Genomic DNA, 16,471 nt, shown 5'->3' on the forward strand with positions numbered 1-16,471 from the left:
TGCAATGGTTTGCATCCGTGAGTTCCTGTGCCGGCTTGTCCGCGACCGCGGGGGCAACACGCTTGTCCTCGTCGCCGCAGCGATGGTCCCGTTGCTCGGCATCATCGGCGGGGGCGTCGACATGAGCCGGAACTACCTGACGTCGTCTCGCCTCCAGCAGGCCTGCGACGCGGGCGTCCTCGCGGCCCGCAAAGCCTTGGGTTCGGTGCAGTCGGTCGACTCCACGACAGCCGACCGGATGAAAGCAAGTGCAACCCGCTTCTTCGACGTCAACTTTGGCGACGGTGCCTATGGCAGCCGCGACCGGCACTTCGCGGTGACGCTGAACAGCGACCTGTCGATCGACGCCAAGGCTACGGCCACCGTGCCGACGACGCTGATGGGCCTGTTCGGGATCGATCAGACCCTGATCGAGGTCGACTGTTCGGCACGGCTCAACGTGACCAACACCGACGTGGTCATGGCGCTCGACGTGACAGGATCGATGAACGAAAACACGCCGGGTGACAGCGTTGCCAAGATCGACGCGCTGAAGTTGGTGGTAAAGCAGTTTCACGCCCAGCTCGAGGCCGGCAAGGTCGCGGGCAGCCGCATCCGCTATGGCTTCGTGCCCTACTCGACCAACGTGAACGTCGGGCACCTGCTCAAGGACGAGTGGGTCGTGCCGGAGTGGACCTACCAGTCAAGGGTCGTGAAGGGCACGCTCTCGGCGCTGGGCTCTTACAGCTATTACACCGGGACAAGCACCGTCTCGGGATACGTCACCACATCGCAGAGCACTTATGCGGCAAGCTACAACAGCCTGACCAGGACCTACTCTTGCCCCACGAAGCCCAGCGATACGGCGACGCAGACGACGACGCTCAAGTCGACGGTGACCGAAACCATCACCTCGCCGCTTCCTGGAACGAGGACCACCAAGACCTACAACCGCGCCACCAACGGCAACACCTTTGCCGTCGCCTTGTCCGGTACGACCTGCACAGTGACCAAGACAAGCTATGTGGCCTATGTCGATACCTACGCCCTCATCACCGAGCCTGCGCTGACACTGCTCAGCAAATGGGAGTACCGCCCGGTCAAGGTCTCGACATCGGGATGGCGAACCAAATCGAACGGCTGCATCGAAGAGCGCGCAACCTATGCGATCGACGATTACACCGCGGTGGACCTGGCCCGGGCGCTCGATCTCGATATCGACCTGGTTCCGGATAGCACCAACCCGAGCACGCAGTGGCGCCCCCAGCTTTCCAGCATGATCTACGACCGGGCGATCAAGTGGGACGGGACAGGCGCATTCAACAGCAACACAGTCACCACCAACACCGAGTACATCGCGCCGTGGATCGGCGGATTCGCCGCCTGCCCCGCCAAGGCAAGCAAGCTGGCTGCCATGACCACCGACGAGGTCGCGACTTATGTCAACGGATTGAAGGCAGGCGGTAGCACCTATCACGACATCGGGATGATCTGGGCCGGGCGGTTGCTCTCCCCGACCGGCCCGTTTGCCGAGGACACCGGCGACGTGCTCGGCCACAAGATCAGCCGTCACCTCATCTTCCTGACCGACGGCCAGACTTCGGCGCTGGACCTTTCCTACGGTGCATACGGCGTGGAGCCGCTCGACAAGCGACGGTGGGATCCGTCCTCGAAGCTTACGCTGAACCAGACGGTCGAGAAGCGGTTCACCATCGCCTGCGAAGAGGTGAAGAAGAAGAATATCACCGTGTGGTTCATCGCGTTCGGCACCGGCCTCAACTCGGTCATGACCGAGTGCGCTGGCGAAGGCCATTATTTCGCGGCCGCCAACTCGGATGAACTCGACGCGGCATTCGCCAAGATCGCCCGCTCGATCGGCGAGTTGAGGCTGACCCATTGACCCGCCTGCTCGCCTCGATCCTCCGCGACGAACGCGGCGTGACCATCGTCGAGTTCGCGCTGATCTCGCCGGCGTTGCTGCTCACGGTGATGGGCATCTTCGAGCTCGGCTACGAGATCTATGCCCAGACCATGCTCCAGGGCTCGATCCAGCAGGCCGCGCGCAATTCGACGATCGAGGGTGCGAGCAGCTCCGTCTCCAGCATCGACGCGCTGGTAACCACCGCGGTCCACAAGATCGTCCCCGACGCGACGATCACCTTCGAGCGCAAGGCCTATTCCAACTTCGGCGACGTCGGCCAGCCCGAAGACTACACCGACAGCAACAAGAACGGCGCCTGCGACAACGGCGAACCGTTCGAGGACGCCAACGGCAACGACAGCTGGGATACCGACCGCGGCCTTGCCGGAATGGGCGGCGCGCGGGATGCGGTGCTCTACACCGTCACCGTCCGCTATGACCGCCCGTTTCCGCTGGCGCGGATGGTCCCGGGCATGTCGGAAGAGCTGACCACGGTCGCCAAGACCGTCCTGCGCAACCAGCCATACGACGAGCAGCACAGCGTCGCCAAGGTGGGGTACTGCACATGACCGGCCTGCTTCGCCGCCTCTGCCGCCACACCTCTGGCGTCGCCGCGACCGAGTTCGCGCTGGCCTTGCCCCTGCTGATGATCGCGGGGACCTGGGGGATCGAGACGGCCAATCTGGCAATCACCAACATGCGGGTGAGCCAGCTCGCCATGCAGATCGCCGACAACGCCTCGCGGATCGGCGACACCTCGACGCTGACCGACCACAAGATCTACGAAAGCGACGTCAACGACCTGCTGCTGGGCGCCAATGTGATGGGCGGCGACAGCATCGACCTGTTCGAGCATGGCCGGGTGGTCATCTCCAGCCTCGAGGTCGTCCCCGGCACCGACGACCAGCAATACATCCACTGGCAGCGCTGCAAGGGAAAGAAGTCGTTCTCCTCGACCTATGGCGCCGAGGGCAAGGGGCTCGACGGTTCACTGGTCGGGATGGGTCCGGCGGGCGAGGAAATCACCGCGATGCAGGACGACGCGGTGATCTTCGTCGAGGTCAGCTATGATTACCAGCCGCTGATCGCCAGCGCCTTCGCGAGCAACCGCGTCATCACCGCCACCGCCGCCTTCAACGTCCGCGACGACCGCGACCTGACCGAAATCTACCAGCGCGACACGGGCAAGCCGGATGCGGTGGCCGGGTGTTCGACGTTTGACGGGTACAGCTGACACACTCGCATCCCCGCGCAGGCGGGGACCTCGTGCCGATGGCGGACCGCTCGATGAACGGAGGTCCCGCCCTCGCGGGGACTCGCTTACCGATAACAGACCTTCTTCGCCGCCGCGACGATGCGCGGGGCGTCGATGATTGCGGCCTTTTCGAGGTTTGCCGCATAAGGCAGCGGCACGTCTTCGTCGCACACGCGCAGGACCGGGGCGTCAAGGTGGTCGAAGCCTTCCTCCATGCAGATCGCGCTGATTTCCGAGGCGATCGAGCAGGTCGGCCAGCCTTCTTCCGCCACGATCAGGCGGTTGGTCTTGGCGAGGCTCTTGAGCACTGTCTCCTTGTCAAGCGGGCGCAGGGTGCGCAGGTCGATGACCTCGGCGCTGATCCCCTCGCCCGCCAGCGTCTCCGCCGCGTCGAGCGCGAGGCCGACGCCGATCGAGTAGGTGACGATGGTCACGTCGCTGCCCTCGCGCACGATCCGCGCCTTGCCGATCGGCAGGACGTGGTCGGGACCGAGGTCGGGCACGTCGAAGGTGCGGCCATAGACCAGCTCGTTCTCGAGGAACACGACCGGATCCTCGCTGCGGATTGCCGCCTTGAGCAGGCCCTTGGCGTCGGCGCTGTCGTATGGCGCGATCACGATCAGGCCGGGGACGCTGGCGTACCACGGGCCATAGTTCTGGCTGTGCTGCGCGCCGACCCGGCTCGCTGCGCCGTTGGGGCCGCGGAACACGATCGGGCAGCGCATCTGCCCGCCCGACATGTAGTTGGTCTTGGCCGCCGAGTTGATGATGTGGTCGATCGCCTGCATGGCGAAGTTGAACGTCATGAATTCGATGACCGGGCGCAGGCCGCCCATCGCCGCACCGGTGCCGATGCCGGCAAAGCCGTATTCGGTGATCGGCGTGTCGATCACCCGGCGCGCGCCGAATTCGTCGAGCAGGCCCTGGGTCACCTTGTAGGCGCCCTGGTACTCGGCCACTTCCTCGCCCATCACGAAAATGCGGTCGTCGCGGCGCATTTCCTCGGCCATCGCGTCGCGCAGCGCTTCGCGGACCGTGGTCGGGACCATCGCGGTCCCGGCCGGAACGTCGGGATCGGCCGGGCGGGCTGAAGCTGCGGGCTGAGCCGCCGCGGCGGCGGGCGCCGGTTTGGGAGCCTCGGACTCGGCGGCCTTTTGTTCCACTGCCGGGGCAGACGCGGCAGCGGCAGGAGCGGCATCGCCGCCCTCACCGGCCATGGTCGCGATGACTGTGCCGACCTTGACCCCTTCGGTGCCTTCGGCGACCAGCAGCTTGCCGACGGTGCCTTCGTCGACCGCCTCGAACTCCATTGTCGCCTTGTCGGTCTCGATCTCGGCGAGGATGTCGCCGCTCTTCACTTCGTCGCCTTCCTTGACCAGCCACTTGGCCAGGGTCCCCTCCTCCATCGTCGGGGAGAGCGCGGGCATCTTGATCTCGATCGCCATCAGTACTTCTCCACCAGCACGTCGGTATAAAGCTCTGCCATGTCAGGCTCGGGCGAGCTTTCCGCGAAGTCGGCGGACTGGGTGACGATCGTGCGGATCTTCTTGTCGATTTCCTTGATCCGGTCTTCGCTGACGCCGCGCTTGAGCAGCTCGGCCTTGGCGCCGTCGATCGGATCGTGCTTCTCGCGCATTTCCTGCACTTCCTCGCGGGTGCGGTACTTGGCCGGGTCCGACATCGAGTGGCCGCGGTAGCGGTAAGTGCGGACCTCCATCAGCACCGGACCGTTGCCGGCGCGGACATAATCGAGCGCGACGTTTGCAGCCTGGCGGACTTCGAGAACGTCCATCCCGTTGACGTCCATGCCGGGGATGCGGAACGCGGTGCCGCGGCGGTAGAAATGGGTCTCGGCCGAACCGCGCTTGACAGCGGTGCCCATCGCATAGCCGTTGTTCTCGATCACGAAGATGATCGGCAGCTTCCACAGCGAGGCCATGTTCATTGCCTCGTAGACCTGGCCCTGGTTGGAGGCGCCGTCCCCGAAGTACGCGAGGCATACGCCGCCGTCGTTCGAATACTTGTGGCCGAACGCCAGACCCGCGCCCAGCGAGACCTGCGCGCCGACGATGCCGTGGCCGCCGTAGAACTTGTGCTCGGTGCTGAACATGTGCATCGAACCGCCCTTGCCGCGGCTGATGCCGGCGCCGCGCCCGGTCAGCTCGGCCATGATCACGTTCGGATCGATGCCGTACGCGAGCATGTGGCCATGGTCGCGGTAGCCGGTGATGACGCTGTCCTTGCCCTCGGTCAGGGCGGACTGCAGACCGACCGCGACCGCCTCCTGGCCGATATAGAGGTGACAGAACCCGCCGATCAGGCCGAGGCCATACAGCTGGCCGGCCTTTTCCTCGAAGCGCCGGATGAGGAGCATCTGCTCGTAGAAGTCGAGCAGTTCCTCGTCGCTCGCGTCGTAGCGCTTGTTGTTCGCGTGGGTCTGCTGGAGGCTGCGCAGGGCAAAGGTTTCCTCGTCCTCCGCCGAAGCGGCGGGCGCGCTCGCTTTAGCAGCGGCCGGCGCGGCCTTCTTCCTGGGAGCGGATTTCGCGGGCGATGGCTTGCTCGTGCGAGCCCCGGCTGGTCTGGCCAAACGACTATCCTCTTGACTGGTGCCCCTGCCGCCCTGGTGCGGCAATGGGCGCGACTATAGCCGCCCTTCGCAAAGGTGCAACGCTACGGAATCAGCCGATCCGGATCGTGCAAACGAATGTGGAGCCTTGACGCGTCAAGAACCCGCCGATGCGGTTACTTGCGCGGCACAACCAGTTCGTCGGGATGCGCGACGTTGAGGTTCTCGCGCAGCAGTTCGCCGACAAGGTCGGGATCGGCATTGGCCGGGTCGAGCAGGTCGACGCGGTTCCTGAGCTTGTCACGGTCGGCGGTGAGCTGGGCGACTTCCTGGTTCCGCTCGTCGAGCAGGCGGGCGTTCTCGCTCCACGCGAGGATTCCGCTGGGACCGGCAATGGCGAGGCCGCCGATCACCAGCAGCGCCGCGAGCGCGGCCGTCTGCGCCAGGCTTTCGCGCTGCATCATCGGCAAGGAACGGCGTTTCACCATGGTCCGTACAGAATCACAGTTACTCCGCCGATTCAAGCTGCAATGCGCCAATATTGCAAAACGATGGCGAATTAGCTCAGGCGAGCATTCCGGCGAGGCGATTGCGGATGATCGCTTCGGCATCGGAGACGATCCGGTCGATCAGCACCTGGCAGGTCGGGATGTCGTGAATCAGGCCCTGGATCATGCCTGCGGTCCAGATCCCGTGGTTGGGATTGCCGTTGTCGAGCCCTTCCTTGCCGCGCGCGCCCTTGACGAGATGGGCGATGGCCTCGAACGGCTTGCCCTCGGCCTCGGCGGCGATGACCTCTTCGGTAATCGCGTTTTTCGCGACGCGGGCAGTGTTACGATAGCTGCGGAAGATCAGCGCGGTCGAACGCTCGTCGTTGTCGACCATGGCCTGCTTGATGTTCTGGTGCATCGGCGCCTCGACCGTGGCGCAGAAGCGGGTGCCCATGTTGATGCCCTCGGCACCCAGCGCGAGCGCCGCGGCAAGCCCGCGTCCGTCACCGAAGCCGCCGCTCGCGAGAAGCGGGATCTTCACCTTGTCGGCGGCGGCCGGGATCAGGATCAGGCCGGGGATGTCGTCCTCGCCCGGGTGACCCGCGCATTCGAAGCCGTCGATCGAGATCACGTCCGCGCCGTTGCGCTCGGCCGAAAGGGCATGGCGCACCGCGGTGCACTTGTGGAGGATGGTCACGCCGTGCGGCTTCACCATCTCCCAGATCTCGCGCACCGCCGGACTCCCCGCGGTCTCGAGGATCTTCACGCCCCCGTCTAGCATCGCCTGGGCATAGGCCTTGTAATCGGGTGCGTTGAGCGATGGCAGGATCGTCATGTTCACGCCGAAGGGCTTGTCGGTCATGCCCTTGCAACGCTCGATCTCATCCCGCAGCGCCTGCGGGCTCGGCTGGGTCAGCGCAGTGATGATACCCAGGCCGCCCGCATTCGAAACGGCCGAAGCCATTTCCGCCGTGCCGACCCACATCATCCCGCCCTGGACGATCGGATGCTCGATTCCCAGCATCTCCGTAATCTTCGTCTTGATCGCCATAACCCTCTCCTGATTCGCCCTAACTGCTAAACGCCATTCAGTAGCTACGTGGCAGACCGAGCACGTGTTCAGCAAGATAGGACAGGATCAGGTTCGTGCTGATGGGCGCGACGGTGTAGAGCCGGGCCTCGCGGAACTTGCGCTCGACGTCATACTCTTCGGCGAACCCGAAGCCGCCATGAGTCTGGACGCACATGTCGGCGGCGGCCCAGCTTGCTTCGGAGGCGAGCAGCTTGGCCATGTTGGCCTCCTCGCCGGGGTTGCCGCCTTCGTCATAGACCGCCGCCGCATGGTGGACCATCAGTTCGGCCGCGCGCATCTGGGCATAGCAGCGCGCGATCGGGAACTGGACGCCCTGGTTCTGTCCGATCGGGCGAGCGAACACGTTGCGGTCGCTGGCATAGGCCTTGGCCTTGTCGATGAACCACTTGGCGTCGCCGATGCACTCGGCGGCGATGAGGATGCGCTCGGCGTTCATGCCGGACAGGATGTAGCGGAACCCCTTCCCCTCCTCGCCGATCAGGGCGGAAGCGGGGATGCGCATGTCATCGAAGAACACCTCGGTGGTCGAGTGGTTCATCATCGTGCGGATCGGCTTGATCGTCATGCCGGTCCCCACGACCTTGCGCATGTCGACGAGGAAGATCGAGAGCCCCTCGGTCTTGCTTTTCACCTGTTCGCGCGGGGTGGTGCGGGCGAGCAGGAGCATCAGGTCGGAATATTCGGCGCGGCTCGTCCAGATCTTCTGGCCGTTGACGACATATTCGTCGCCGTCCCGCACCGCGACCGTCCGCAGCGACAGGGTGTCAGTACCGCTCGTCGGCTCGGACACGCCGAACGCCTGGAGGCGCAGTTCGCCACTGGCGATCTTGGGAAGGTATTCGCTCTTCTGTTCCTCGCTGCCGTACTTGAGCAGCGTGTTCATGATGTACATCTGCGCGTGGCAGGACGCGCCGTTCGCGCCGGAGGACTGGATTTCCTCCATGATCACCGCCGCCGCGTTGAGGCCGAGGCCCGACCCGCCGTAGCTTTCGGGGATCAGCGCAGCGAGGAACCCGGCGCTTGTCAGGGCGTCGACGAACTCGGTCGGGTACGCCCGGTCGCGATCCTTTTCGCGCCAGTACTCGCCGGGAAATTCGGCGCATAGCGCCTGCACGGCGCGGCGGATTTCGACGATGTCTTCGCTTTCGGCGGGCAAGGCTGCCTCCCTCTCGATTTGCCACGTCCGCTAGGAAGCCGCCGGGACCTAGGCAATGGCCGCGTGTTCAGCATTGTGTGATTTCTTGCATACCTGTGAAAACTCGCGATGCGGGATCTGACGGCGGCGGCTGGCGGCGATGCCGGTCAGCGAAGCGCAGGCGAGCTGGCGAATCCTTGGGCCTCTGCCGCGGCGCACTCGGTGGCGCGGGCCGCCTTGAACTGGCGGCGCTCGGTCAGCCGCGCGAGATAGGCGGCGGCGTTCGGGGTCAACCGGTCCGACAATCCGATCCGCGTCGACAGGTACAGCGCATAGCCGATCGCGACGTCGGCCATGGTCATGCGCTCCTCGCAGAGAAATGCGCGGCCATCGAGCCGTTGCTCGACCTTGACCAGCCGCTTCCCGAACCAGTCGGCATAGGCCAGGCCCGCCTCCTCCAGCCTCCGTTCCTTTTCGAACAGGGCGAAGCGCATGAAGACCGTCTGCGGGAAGGTCAGCGTCGCGTCGGCGTGGTGCAGGAAATCGAGATACGCGCCGTAGTCCGCTTCGCGGTGGGTAACGGCGAGCGGGCTGCCCTGCACTTTCGACACGAGGTAATGCGCGATCGCGCTCGACTCGGTCATCCGGACTTCGCCGTCGACCAGCATTGGCACGGTGCCGAGCGGGTTGTCGTCGAGATACTCGCGCGCCAACGCCCGCGGCGGAAACGGCAGCATCCGGTGTTCGAGCGGCAGGTCCAGTTCAGCGGCGGCCCAGCTGGCGCGCAGTCCGCGCGAATCGGTGCAGGTGTACAGAATCACGGTGCCGGAAATCCTCTCGATGTCCGTTTCGGACTAACGGGACACCCACCCGACGGGAAACCATTTCGCCCTCCGCGCGTAATCAGGCTCAGGGAAGGCATGGTTCGCCCCTGGAGTTTGAAATGGCCTGGACTTACCGCATCGTCGATCATGGGCAGCATTATGCCCTCCACAGCGTGGAGGTGGACGAAGGCGGTCGCCCCAAGAGCTGGGTACAGAAGGCTATCGATTTCGCCGTGGATCTCGAACGCGGTCCGGCCGGCGTCGTCGCCGAACTGGAACAGGCACTGAAGGAAGCCCGCGGCCACCCGGTGCTTCGCGCCAACAAGGATCGCCTCGAACTCGCCAGCTAATTGGTGCGCCCGACAGGATTCGAACCTGTGGCCCCCAGATTAGGAATCTGGTGCTCTATCCTGCTGAGCTACGGGCGCACTCGGTGAGCCTTTAGGGGGCGCCAGCGGCAACCGCAAGCCGACAGGATTGTCCTCCGCTTCGCACCGGACGTCTCCGCCACTGCGTGGCTCCGACTCCGAACCTGTGGCCCCCAGATTAGGGAAGCGCAGCTGATCGGAGGTCAATCTGGTGCTCTATCCTGCTGAGCTACGGGCGCACTCCGTGAGCCTTCAGGGGGGCAAGCGGCAACCGCAACCGTGCGCTCAGTTCGCCTGCTCGGGCGGGACGACCGGAATCAGCAGCGGCGCGACCGCGATGCCTTCCTCCAGCAGTTCCATCGCCTCGTCCGGCGTCGCCTGGCCGTGGATCAGGGCCTGGTCCTTCTCGCCGTAGTGCATCGCCCGCGCATCATCGGCGAACTTGTCGCCGACCCAGGTCGAGTTCTTGATCGCCTCCGCCTGCATGGTGGCGATCGTCTTGAGCACCGCGACCGCTTCGGCCGGGAGGCCTGCGGCCATCGGCCGCTTCTCCGCCGGCGCGGCGACGGGGGCGGGCATCTGGTTGCCCTTGCGCCCCACCGCCGGCGCCATGACCGCCTTGCCGACATCGGCCGAACCGCAGGTCGGGCACGACACCAGTCCGCGCTCCTGCTGGCGCGCATAGTCGTCCGAGGAGCCAAACCAGCCCTCGAAACGGTGGCCGGCGGCGCGGCATTCCAGGTCGAACACGATCATCGTGCCGCCGATCTAGGAATTTCCCGCTTGTTGGCAAGGCTTGGCAGCTGGGCGCGCACTTCCGCCGTGCGCGCCGGATCGATCGTGGCGATCCCGAAGCCTGGCTCCGGACCAAGGTCGAGCACCACCCCCCCCCACGGATCGACGACCAGCGAATGGCCGAAGGTCTCCCGTCCGTCCTCGTGTCGCCCGGCCTGCGCCGCGGCGATGACCCACGCGCTCTCCTCGACCGCACGGGCGCGCTGGAGCAGGTGCCAGTGCGCCTTGCCGGTCGGCACGGTGAACGCCGCAGGAATGGCGATGGCGTCGCACCGGCGCTGGCCCAGTTCCTCGTACAGCGCGGGAAAGCGGATGTCATAGCACACGGTCAGGCCAAGCCGGCCGACCGGCGTGTCCGCCGTCACCACCGCCTCGCCCGGCGCGTAGGCGTTCGATTCGCGCCACGACTCCCCGGTGGCGAGGTCGACGTCGAACATGTGGATCTTGTCGTAGCGGGCGACGACCGCGCCCGCCGGATTAACCAGCAGGGACCGGTTCGCCCAGCGCCCGTCTTCGCGCAGGACGGCGAGGGAACCGAGCGCGCACCACACCGCATGCCGCGCGCAAGCCTCCTGCACCGCGCCGAGGACCGGATTCGCCGCCTCCGCCACGATGTGCGCCGCGGCGCGCTGGCGGTTCCGGTCGAGCAGTCCGGTCATTTCGGGCGTGAACAGCATCGCCGCGCCCTCCCCCGCCGCCCGTTCGAGCGCGGCGACGACGGTGGCGGCATTGGCGGCAGGATCGATCCCGCTCGCCATCTGCAGCACGGCGATGCGGGTCACTTCGCTCACAGTCCGAGCAGCGCGTCCAGCTTGCCGGCGGCCTCCAGCGCGTGGAGATCGTCCGACCCGCCGATGTGCCGTCCGTCGATGAAGATCTGCGGCACTGTCGTCCGGCCGGGTGCCCGGTCGACCATTTCCGCTTTCTTCGGACCGCCCATGGTCACATCGTATTCGGTAAAATCGACGTGCTTGGCGCCCAGCAGGCCCTTGGCGCGGGTGCAGTAGGGGCAGCCCCACTTGGTATAGATTTCGACGAACGGCGCGGACTTTTCGGTCATTCGGGGTCCCTGGGATCGAGCGTGAACGAGAAGGTCTTGATTTGCGGCGAAGCTATCACACATCATGCATCGTGTCATGCGCCGGGGGTTTCCGGGCGTGACCACCCTCCCCCCGCCGGGGCGCCGGATTGCCGGGCCGTGGCGAGAGGATGCAACATTGCTCACAAGAGGATATTGCCATGAACCGTTTCGATTTTGCCCCCTATCGCCGCACCACTGTCGGGTTCGACCGGCTGTTCGACCTGCTCGAGCGCCAGGCCCGCGCCAACGGCGGCGACAACTACCCACCCTTCAACATCGAGCGCCGCGGTGAAGATGCCTATCGCATCACCCTGGCCGTCGCCGGATTCAAGCCGGCCGACCTCGACATTACCGCGCAGCAGAACCTGCTGGTGGTCAAGGGCCAGAAGCCGGAGACCGAGGAATCGCAGTTCCTCCACGTCGGCATCGCCAACCGCGGGTTCGAGCGCCGCTTCGAGCTGGCCGACTTCGTCCGCGTCGACGCCGCCGACCTCGCCGACGGCCTGCTGACCATCGACCTGGTCCGCGAAGTGCCCGAGGCGATGAAGCCGAAGAAGGTGCTGATCGGCGACCAGAAGGCGCTCTCGGTCGTCGAGAGTGGCGATAGCGCGGCGGCCTGATCCGCCAACGCTGCACGAGGTCTCCGCATCAGCGGAGGCTCAGGCCGGGCGGGGCTCTCCAGAGGCCCCGCCCGTACTGTTTTCAGGCCGCGAGGCTGACCTTTTCCCGCCCCACCAGCGGCGCAAACACGAACTCGCCCTCGACCCCGGCAAGCGCGGCCAGCGTCGGCGCAACGGCGCGGAGCGAAACGCGATCGGTCAGCCGCTGCGGAGCGATGCCCGGTCCGTGGACCCAGAACACGCCGTCGGGATGGTGCTTGCCGCTTCGCAGCGCCTCGAGCGGGTAGAACAGCTCGAAGAATCCGCGGGCTGCGTTCGATGCGGTGGAGAGCACCTGCGTCTCTTCCGCCGGGATCTGTTCGATCATGCAACCGGCGTCGAGCGTCACCCCGGTGCGCCGCGCCCACATCGGCCGGCGGCCGTCCGACAGGCGCAGCCCCTCGATCTTCGCCGCCGCCGCCTCCGCCGCGTCCTCGCTCGCGAAATGGAGCAGGAACTGCTGCGACATGATCGGCGCATACTCCCAGCCCGGCTCGACCCCGGCAAAGGCGAGCAGCCCGCCGATCTCGCGGTGGCGGAAGATCTGGCGTCCGCCGTCGTCCTCGTGCGTCAGCATCGGCTGCTGGCTCAGCGCGGTGAGCAGAACGAGATTGTGGCTCTTGCCCGCCAGCGCCATCGCCTGCCCGACGATCCGGTCCATGTTGCGATAGCCCTCGCGCACGGTTTCGGCGAAGGCCTTCTGGTCTTCGTCGGACGAGCGCACCTTGAACAGCTTCGGCTCGAACTCGCGCCAGTGGAAGTGCTGGAAGTGCGCGGTGCTGTTGAGGAAGAAGGTCGCAAAATCAGGCTTTTCGCGCTTCCACAGCGAAGCGAACACGTCCCACTGCAGCCGGTCGAGGATCATTGCCCGGCGCCATTTGACGTTGGCCGCGCGTTCCTCCGCCAGCTGCTTGAGGGCGGCAAGGACCGAGCCTGCGGACAGCCCGTGGCGGACCATGAACGCCCCGAACCGGGCGAAGTCCCCCGCCGACACGTCGGGCCGGGCACTGTGTTCCTGCACATAGGCGCGCACGAGGTTGGCGAAGCCGTCGAAATAGCCGGCCGGCAGTGCCGGGCTCTCCGTCGCCCACGGATCGGGCAGATAGTGCCCCTTGAACCCCGGCTGCACCCCGCCGTTCATGCTGCCGCAGATCCAGTTGGATTGCCCGGCCGCGCTGGTCAGGTCCCAGATCCGCGGGGCATCGAGCGCCGCGCCTTCGTTGAGGTTGAAGCAGCCGTGCTCGTTGAAGGACATGCCGGTGTGAACCGTGACCCACTGGATCCACGGTTCTAGGTTAGGTGCCTCTTCCTCGGCATCGGTGACCGCCGAAAACCCGCCGTCCCGCATCCGCGCCATGTTGGGCAGCTCGCCCTCGGCAATGAAGCGGTCGATCAGCGCGGGCGAAAGCTCGTTGAATTCCAGCACGATCGTGGACATCGCGGCCCCCTTGGCGGTCGATTCCTGCTGCATAGCACAATAAATCCGGTCCGGAATGCCGAGTTGCATCCGCTTTGCGCCCAGAGATGAGACACCCTGCCGCGACGAAAATAGAGGGCGGAGCCTTTCAGCCCCGCCCTCACGCCGTTGCCGGCGTCTTGTCCGGAGGAGTGACCGACCGGGTCGCAGAAGCCGGTCACCCCTTCGGCACAAGCCCCTGTTGCCCGTCTATTCGCTACCATGCCTCCGCGATGTCCATCAGCGACTCGCGGTCCAGAACCGTCACCCTTCCGCTCTTGAGCGCGACGATGCCCCCATCGGCCCAAGCTGAAAGCTGGCGGTTGATCTGCTCCCGGCTCATGCCCGCAAAGTTGCCGAGCTCGCCCTGGCTGAGCGGAATCTTCAGTTTGCTGCCGCCGTCGAGGCCATCCTCGTTCATCGTCAGGCGGAGCAGGAAACGGGCAAGGCGCGGGCCGGAGGTATAGGCGCGGTCCGCCTCGATCACCGTGTTGTTCTGGCGCAGGCGGCGGGCCATCGCCTTGAGCAGGCGCATGGCGAGACCCTGGTGCCGGGCGACCACCTCACGGAAGGCTGCGCGGCTGAGGCACAGCGCCTCGACCGGCTCGATCGCATGGACGCTGGCGGTGCGCTCCCCTCCGTCGAGGAACGCGATCTCGCCGAGCACCGCGCCGGGTTCGGCATAGTCGAGGATGATTTCGCGGCCGTTGGCGGCGACCATGCTGACCCGGGCCAGGCCCGACAGGACGATGAACAGGGTGTCGCCCTCGTCCCCCTGCGCCATCAGTTCCTGGTCGCGCTTGAAGGTGCGGAGGTGGCCGCGCAGGATGATGTCCGACAGCTCGTCGGGTTCGCAATCGGCAAACAGGCTCTGGCTGGTAAGCGTCTCGGCGAGTTGCGCGGCATGCATTTCGACTTTTCCCCTGTCGGCGGGGAGGAATATCGAATTATTCAGCGCTGCCAACAGGAATCGCGTTGCTGTGCGGATGTTTGGTTCGAGATGAACTCCCGGCCCGACACCCCCCGTCATCCAGAACTCGTTTCAGGATCCCGCCCGGTTACGCATCGGAGGTTTCGTGGATGAGCAACCTCCCAGCTTGCGCGCGTCACAACCTTTCAGGAGCTGACGAAAGTGGACCCTGGAGCCGAAGGCGTGCGGAGCACAAACAAGTTCAGGGTGACGAAGCACGAGATTTGCCCTGCTTCGTCAGAAAAGCCGCGCCTGCTTGACCGCCGCGGCGATGAACCCGGCGAACAGCGGATGCGGTTCGAACGGGCGGCTCTTGAGCTCGGGGTGGAACTGCACGCCGATGAACCACGGATGGTCGGGCCGCTCGACGATTTCCGGGAGCAGGCCGTCGGGCGACATGCCGGAGAACACCAGCCCGCCCTGCTCCAGCCGGTCCTTGTAGGCGACGTTGACCTCGTAGCGGTGGCGGTGGCGTTCGCTGATCTGCGTGCCGCCATAGATGCCGGAAACGTGGCTGTTGCCCGCCAGCACCGCGTCATAGGCACCGAGCCGCATGGTCCCGCCCAGATCGCCGCCGGCTTCGCGCTTTTCCAGGCCCTCGGCGGTCATCCATTCGGTGATGATGCCGACCACCGGCTCGTCGGTCGCGCCGAATTCGGTGGAGCTGGCACCCGCGATCCCGGCGGTGTTGCGCGCACCCTCGATGCAGGCCATCTGCATGCCGAGGCAGATCCCGAAGAACGGCACCCCGCGCTCGCGGGCGAAACGGACCGAGGCGATCTTGCCCTCCGTCCCGCGCTCGCCGAAGCCGCCAGGCACGAGGATGCCGTGCATCGGTTCGAGGTGGGCGATGATCTCGTCGTCGCCCTTCTCGAACAGCTCGGCGTCGATCCAGTTGATCTTGACCCGCACCCGGTTGGCCATGCCACCGTGGACCAGCGCCTCGTTGAGCGACTTGTAGGCGTCCTGCAGGCCGACATACTTGCCGACCACGCCGATCGTAACTTCGCCTTCGGGGTTCTGGTAGCGATCCACCACGTCGGCCCAGCGCGACAGGTTCGGCTCCGGCGCGGTCAGGCCGAAGTGGCGCAGGACTTCGCGGTCGAGCCCTTCGGCATGGTACTGGAGCGGGACCGAATAGATGCTGCTGGCGTCGAGCGCCGGGATGACCGCCGATTTGCGCACGTTGCAGAACTGCGCGATCTTCGCGCGCTCGCCCTCGGGCAGCGGCTTTTCACAGCGGCAGAGCAGGATGTCGGGCTGTATGCCGAGCCCGGTCAGCTCGCGGACCGAGTGCTGGGTGGGCTTCGTCTTCAGCTCGCCCGCGGCGGCGATATAGGGCACCAGCGTAACGTGGACGAAGCAGGTCTGGTCGCGGTCGAGCTCGTTGTGGAGCTGGCGCAGCGCCTCGATGAACGGCAGGCCCTCGATGTCGCCGACAGTGCCGCCGATCTCGCACAGCACGAAATCGAGGTCGTCGGTCTCCGTCTGGGCGAAGTCCTTGATCGCGTCGGTCACGTGCGGGATCACCTGCACGGTCGCGCCGAGGTAGTCGCCGCGGCGCTCCTTGGCGATGATGTCGCGGTAGATGCGGCCCGAGGTGATGTTGTCCGCCTGGCGCGCGGAGACGCCGGTGAAGCGCTCGTAATGGCCGAGGTCGAGGTCGGTCTCCGCGCCGTCGTCGGTGACGTAGACCTCGCCGTGCTGGTAGGGGCTCATCGTCCCCGGATCAACGTTCAGATAGGGGTCGAACTTGCGGATGCGGACCTTGAACCCGCGCGCCTGAAGCAGCGCCGCGAGGCTCGCCGCCATGAGACCCTTGCCGAGCGAGGAAACCACGCCGCCGGTGATGAAAATATACCGCGCCATGGGAGTTGC

At 65.8% G+C, this 16,471-nt stretch carries 17 protein-coding genes and 1 tRNA gene; 5 read left to right on the top strand and 13 right to left on the bottom strand.

Features of this window, described 5'->3' with window-relative positions; translation table 11 throughout:
• The first annotated feature begins 4 nt into the window (after positions 1 to 4).
• The 3 genes from AC3WLD_RS07995 to AC3WLD_RS08005 are packed head-to-tail and all read left to right on the top strand — an operon-like array spanning position 5 to position 3,134.
• The gene (locus AC3WLD_RS07995) at positions 5 to 1,879 is read left to right on the top strand and encodes a pilus assembly protein TadG-related protein (RefSeq protein WP_492556416.1); all 1,875 of its coding nucleotides are present in this window, start codon (positions 5 to 7) and stop codon (positions 1,877 to 1,879) included.
• Complete coding sequence (locus AC3WLD_RS08000) at positions 1,876 to 2,469, top strand: TadE/TadG family type IV pilus assembly protein (RefSeq protein ID WP_492556417.1); 594 nt, start codon at positions 1,876 to 1,878, stop codon at positions 2,467 to 2,469. Before AC3WLD_RS07995 ends, AC3WLD_RS08000 begins: the two co-directional genes overlap by 4 nt.
• Positions 2,466 to 3,134, top strand: a complete 669-nt coding sequence (locus AC3WLD_RS08005) for a TadE/TadG family type IV pilus assembly protein (protein ID WP_492556418.1) — start codon at positions 2,466 to 2,468, stop codon at positions 3,132 to 3,134. Before AC3WLD_RS08000 ends, AC3WLD_RS08005 begins: the two co-directional genes overlap by 4 nt.
• An 86-nt stretch (positions 3,135 to 3,220) precedes the next feature.
• Here the strand turns inward: AC3WLD_RS08005 and AC3WLD_RS08010 are convergent, their stop codons facing one another.
• The 6 genes from AC3WLD_RS08010 to AC3WLD_RS08035 all read right to left on the bottom strand — a co-directional run bounded on the left by AC3WLD_RS08010 (position 3,221) and on the right by AC3WLD_RS08035 (position 9,261).
• On the bottom strand, positions 3,221 to 4,600 hold the full coding sequence (locus tag AC3WLD_RS08010) for a pyruvate dehydrogenase complex E1 component subunit beta (RefSeq protein WP_492556419.1): 1,380 nt from the start codon (positions 4,598 to 4,600) through the stop codon (positions 3,221 to 3,223).
• Positions 4,600 to 5,742 (bottom strand): pyruvate dehydrogenase (acetyl-transferring) E1 component subunit alpha, encoded by a 1,143-nt coding sequence (gene pdhA, locus AC3WLD_RS08015; protein WP_492556420.1) that lies wholly within the window; start codon positions 5,740 to 5,742, stop codon positions 4,600 to 4,602. The genes AC3WLD_RS08010 and pdhA overlap by 1 nt, the downstream gene beginning before the upstream one ends.
• 155 nt (positions 5,743 to 5,897) lie before the next feature.
• Positions 5,898 to 6,209 (bottom strand): FtsB family cell division protein, encoded by a 312-nt coding sequence (locus tag AC3WLD_RS08020; RefSeq protein ID WP_492556421.1) that lies wholly within the window; start codon positions 6,207 to 6,209, stop codon positions 5,898 to 5,900.
• A 76-nt stretch (positions 6,210 to 6,285) separates the two neighbouring features.
• Complete coding sequence (locus AC3WLD_RS08025) at positions 6,286 to 7,263, bottom strand: NAD(P)H-dependent flavin oxidoreductase (RefSeq protein WP_492556422.1); 978 nt, start codon at positions 7,261 to 7,263, stop codon at positions 6,286 to 6,288.
• Between the two features lie 37 nt (positions 7,264 to 7,300).
• A complete protein-coding gene (locus tag AC3WLD_RS08030; protein WP_492556423.1) occupies positions 7,301 to 8,461 on the bottom strand; it encodes an acyl-CoA dehydrogenase family protein in 1,161 nt (386 codons plus the stop codon).
• Positions 8,462 to 8,607: 146 nt separating this feature from the next.
• Entirely contained in the window at positions 8,608 to 9,261 is a 654-nt protein-coding gene (locus AC3WLD_RS08035; RefSeq protein WP_492556424.1) for a glutathione S-transferase family protein, read from the bottom strand.
• Between the two features lie 122 nt (positions 9,262 to 9,383).
• Here AC3WLD_RS08035 and AC3WLD_RS08040 point away from each other — a divergent pair, with 122 nt between their 5' ends.
• Positions 9,384 to 9,614, top strand: coding sequence for a hypothetical protein (locus tag AC3WLD_RS08040; protein ID WP_492556425.1), 231 nt, complete (start codon positions 9,384 to 9,386; stop codon positions 9,612 to 9,614).
• 1 nt (position 9,615) lies between these two features.
• Here the strand turns inward: AC3WLD_RS08040 and AC3WLD_RS08045 are convergent.
• The 4 genes from AC3WLD_RS08045 to grxC all read right to left on the bottom strand — a co-directional run bounded on the left by AC3WLD_RS08045 (position 9,616) and on the right by grxC (position 11,487).
• Positions 9,616 to 9,692: transfer RNA gene (locus AC3WLD_RS08045), tRNA-Arg, on the bottom strand.
• A gap of 225 nt (positions 9,693 to 9,917) precedes the next feature.
• A complete protein-coding gene (locus tag AC3WLD_RS08050) occupies positions 9,918 to 10,388 on the bottom strand; it encodes a DUF1178 family protein (RefSeq protein WP_492556426.1) in 471 nt (156 codons plus the stop codon).
• Positions 10,385 to 11,209, bottom strand: coding sequence for a carbon-nitrogen hydrolase family protein (locus AC3WLD_RS08055; protein WP_492556501.1), 825 nt, complete (start codon positions 11,207 to 11,209; stop codon positions 10,385 to 10,387). The genes AC3WLD_RS08050 and AC3WLD_RS08055 overlap by 4 nt, the downstream gene beginning before the upstream one ends.
• A 5-nt stretch (positions 11,210 to 11,214) precedes the next feature.
• Positions 11,215 to 11,487 (bottom strand): glutaredoxin 3, encoded by a 273-nt coding sequence (gene grxC / locus AC3WLD_RS08060; protein ID WP_492556427.1) that lies wholly within the window; start codon positions 11,485 to 11,487, stop codon positions 11,215 to 11,217.
• A 179-nt stretch (positions 11,488 to 11,666) separates the two neighbouring features.
• Here grxC and AC3WLD_RS08065 point away from each other — a divergent pair, with 179 nt between their 5' ends.
• Entirely contained in the window at positions 11,667 to 12,128 is a 462-nt protein-coding gene (locus tag AC3WLD_RS08065) for an Hsp20 family protein (protein ID WP_492556428.1), read from the top strand.
• A gap of 82 nt (positions 12,129 to 12,210) precedes the next feature.
• Here the strand turns inward: AC3WLD_RS08065 and AC3WLD_RS08070 are convergent, their stop codons facing one another.
• The 3 genes from AC3WLD_RS08070 to pyrG form a co-directional block, all read right to left on the bottom strand.
• A complete protein-coding gene (locus tag AC3WLD_RS08070) occupies positions 12,211 to 13,605 on the bottom strand; it encodes an alkaline phosphatase family protein (protein WP_492556429.1) in 1,395 nt (464 codons plus the stop codon).
• A gap of 235 nt (positions 13,606 to 13,840) precedes the next feature.
• Positions 13,841 to 14,533 carry a Crp/Fnr family transcriptional regulator gene (locus AC3WLD_RS08075; RefSeq protein ID WP_492556430.1) on the bottom strand — a complete coding sequence of 231 codons (693 nt, stop codon included), beginning with the start codon at positions 14,531 to 14,533 and terminating at the stop codon, positions 13,841 to 13,843.
• 297 nt (positions 14,534 to 14,830) lie between these two features.
• Positions 14,831 to 16,462 carry a CTP synthase gene (gene pyrG, locus AC3WLD_RS08080; protein WP_492556431.1) on the bottom strand — a complete coding sequence of 544 codons (1,632 nt, stop codon included), beginning with the start codon at positions 16,460 to 16,462 and terminating at the stop codon, positions 14,831 to 14,833.
• Between the last annotated feature and the right edge of the window lie 9 nt (positions 16,463 to 16,471).

The organism is Novosphingobium sp. FW305-C-111, from assembly GCF_058783565.1.

Excerpts from the sequence above, each read along its gene's own strand:
- AC3WLD_RS07995 (WP_492556416.1), top strand. The coding sequence starts at position 5 with ATGGTTTGCATCCGTGAGTTCCTGTGCCGGCTTGTCCGCGACCGCGGG.
- AC3WLD_RS08005 (WP_492556418.1), top strand. The coding sequence starts at position 2,466 with ATGACCGGCCTGCTTCGCCGCCTCTGCCGCCACACCTCTGGCGTCGCC.
- AC3WLD_RS08010 (WP_492556419.1), bottom strand. The coding sequence starts at position 4,600 with ATGGCGATCGAGATCAAGATGCCCGCGCTCTCCCCGACGATGGAGGAG.
- AC3WLD_RS08020 (WP_492556421.1), bottom strand. The coding sequence starts at position 6,209 with ATGGTGAAACGCCGTTCCTTGCCGATGATGCAGCGCGAAAGCCTGGCG.
- AC3WLD_RS08025 (WP_492556422.1), bottom strand. The coding sequence starts at position 7,263 with ATGGCGATCAAGACGAAGATTACGGAGATGCTGGGAATCGAGCATCCG.
- AC3WLD_RS08040 (WP_492556425.1), top strand. The coding sequence starts at position 9,384 with ATGGCCTGGACTTACCGCATCGTCGATCATGGGCAGCATTATGCCCTC.
- AC3WLD_RS08050 (WP_492556426.1), bottom strand. The coding sequence starts at position 10,388 with ATGATCGTGTTCGACCTGGAATGCCGCGCCGCCGGCCACCGTTTCGAG.
- grxC (WP_492556427.1), bottom strand. The coding sequence starts at position 11,487 with ATGACCGAAAAGTCCGCGCCGTTCGTCGAAATCTATACCAAGTGGGGC.
- AC3WLD_RS08065 (WP_492556428.1), top strand. The coding sequence starts at position 11,667 with ATGAACCGTTTCGATTTTGCCCCCTATCGCCGCACCACTGTCGGGTTC.
- AC3WLD_RS08070 (WP_492556429.1), bottom strand. The coding sequence starts at position 13,605 with ATGTCCACGATCGTGCTGGAATTCAACGAGCTTTCGCCCGCGCTGATC.
- AC3WLD_RS08075 (WP_492556430.1), bottom strand. The coding sequence starts at position 14,533 with ATGCATGCCGCGCAACTCGCCGAGACGCTTACCAGCCAGAGCCTGTTT.
- pyrG (WP_492556431.1), bottom strand. The coding sequence starts at position 16,462 with ATGGCGCGGTATATTTTCATCACCGGCGGCGTGGTTTCCTCGCTCGGC.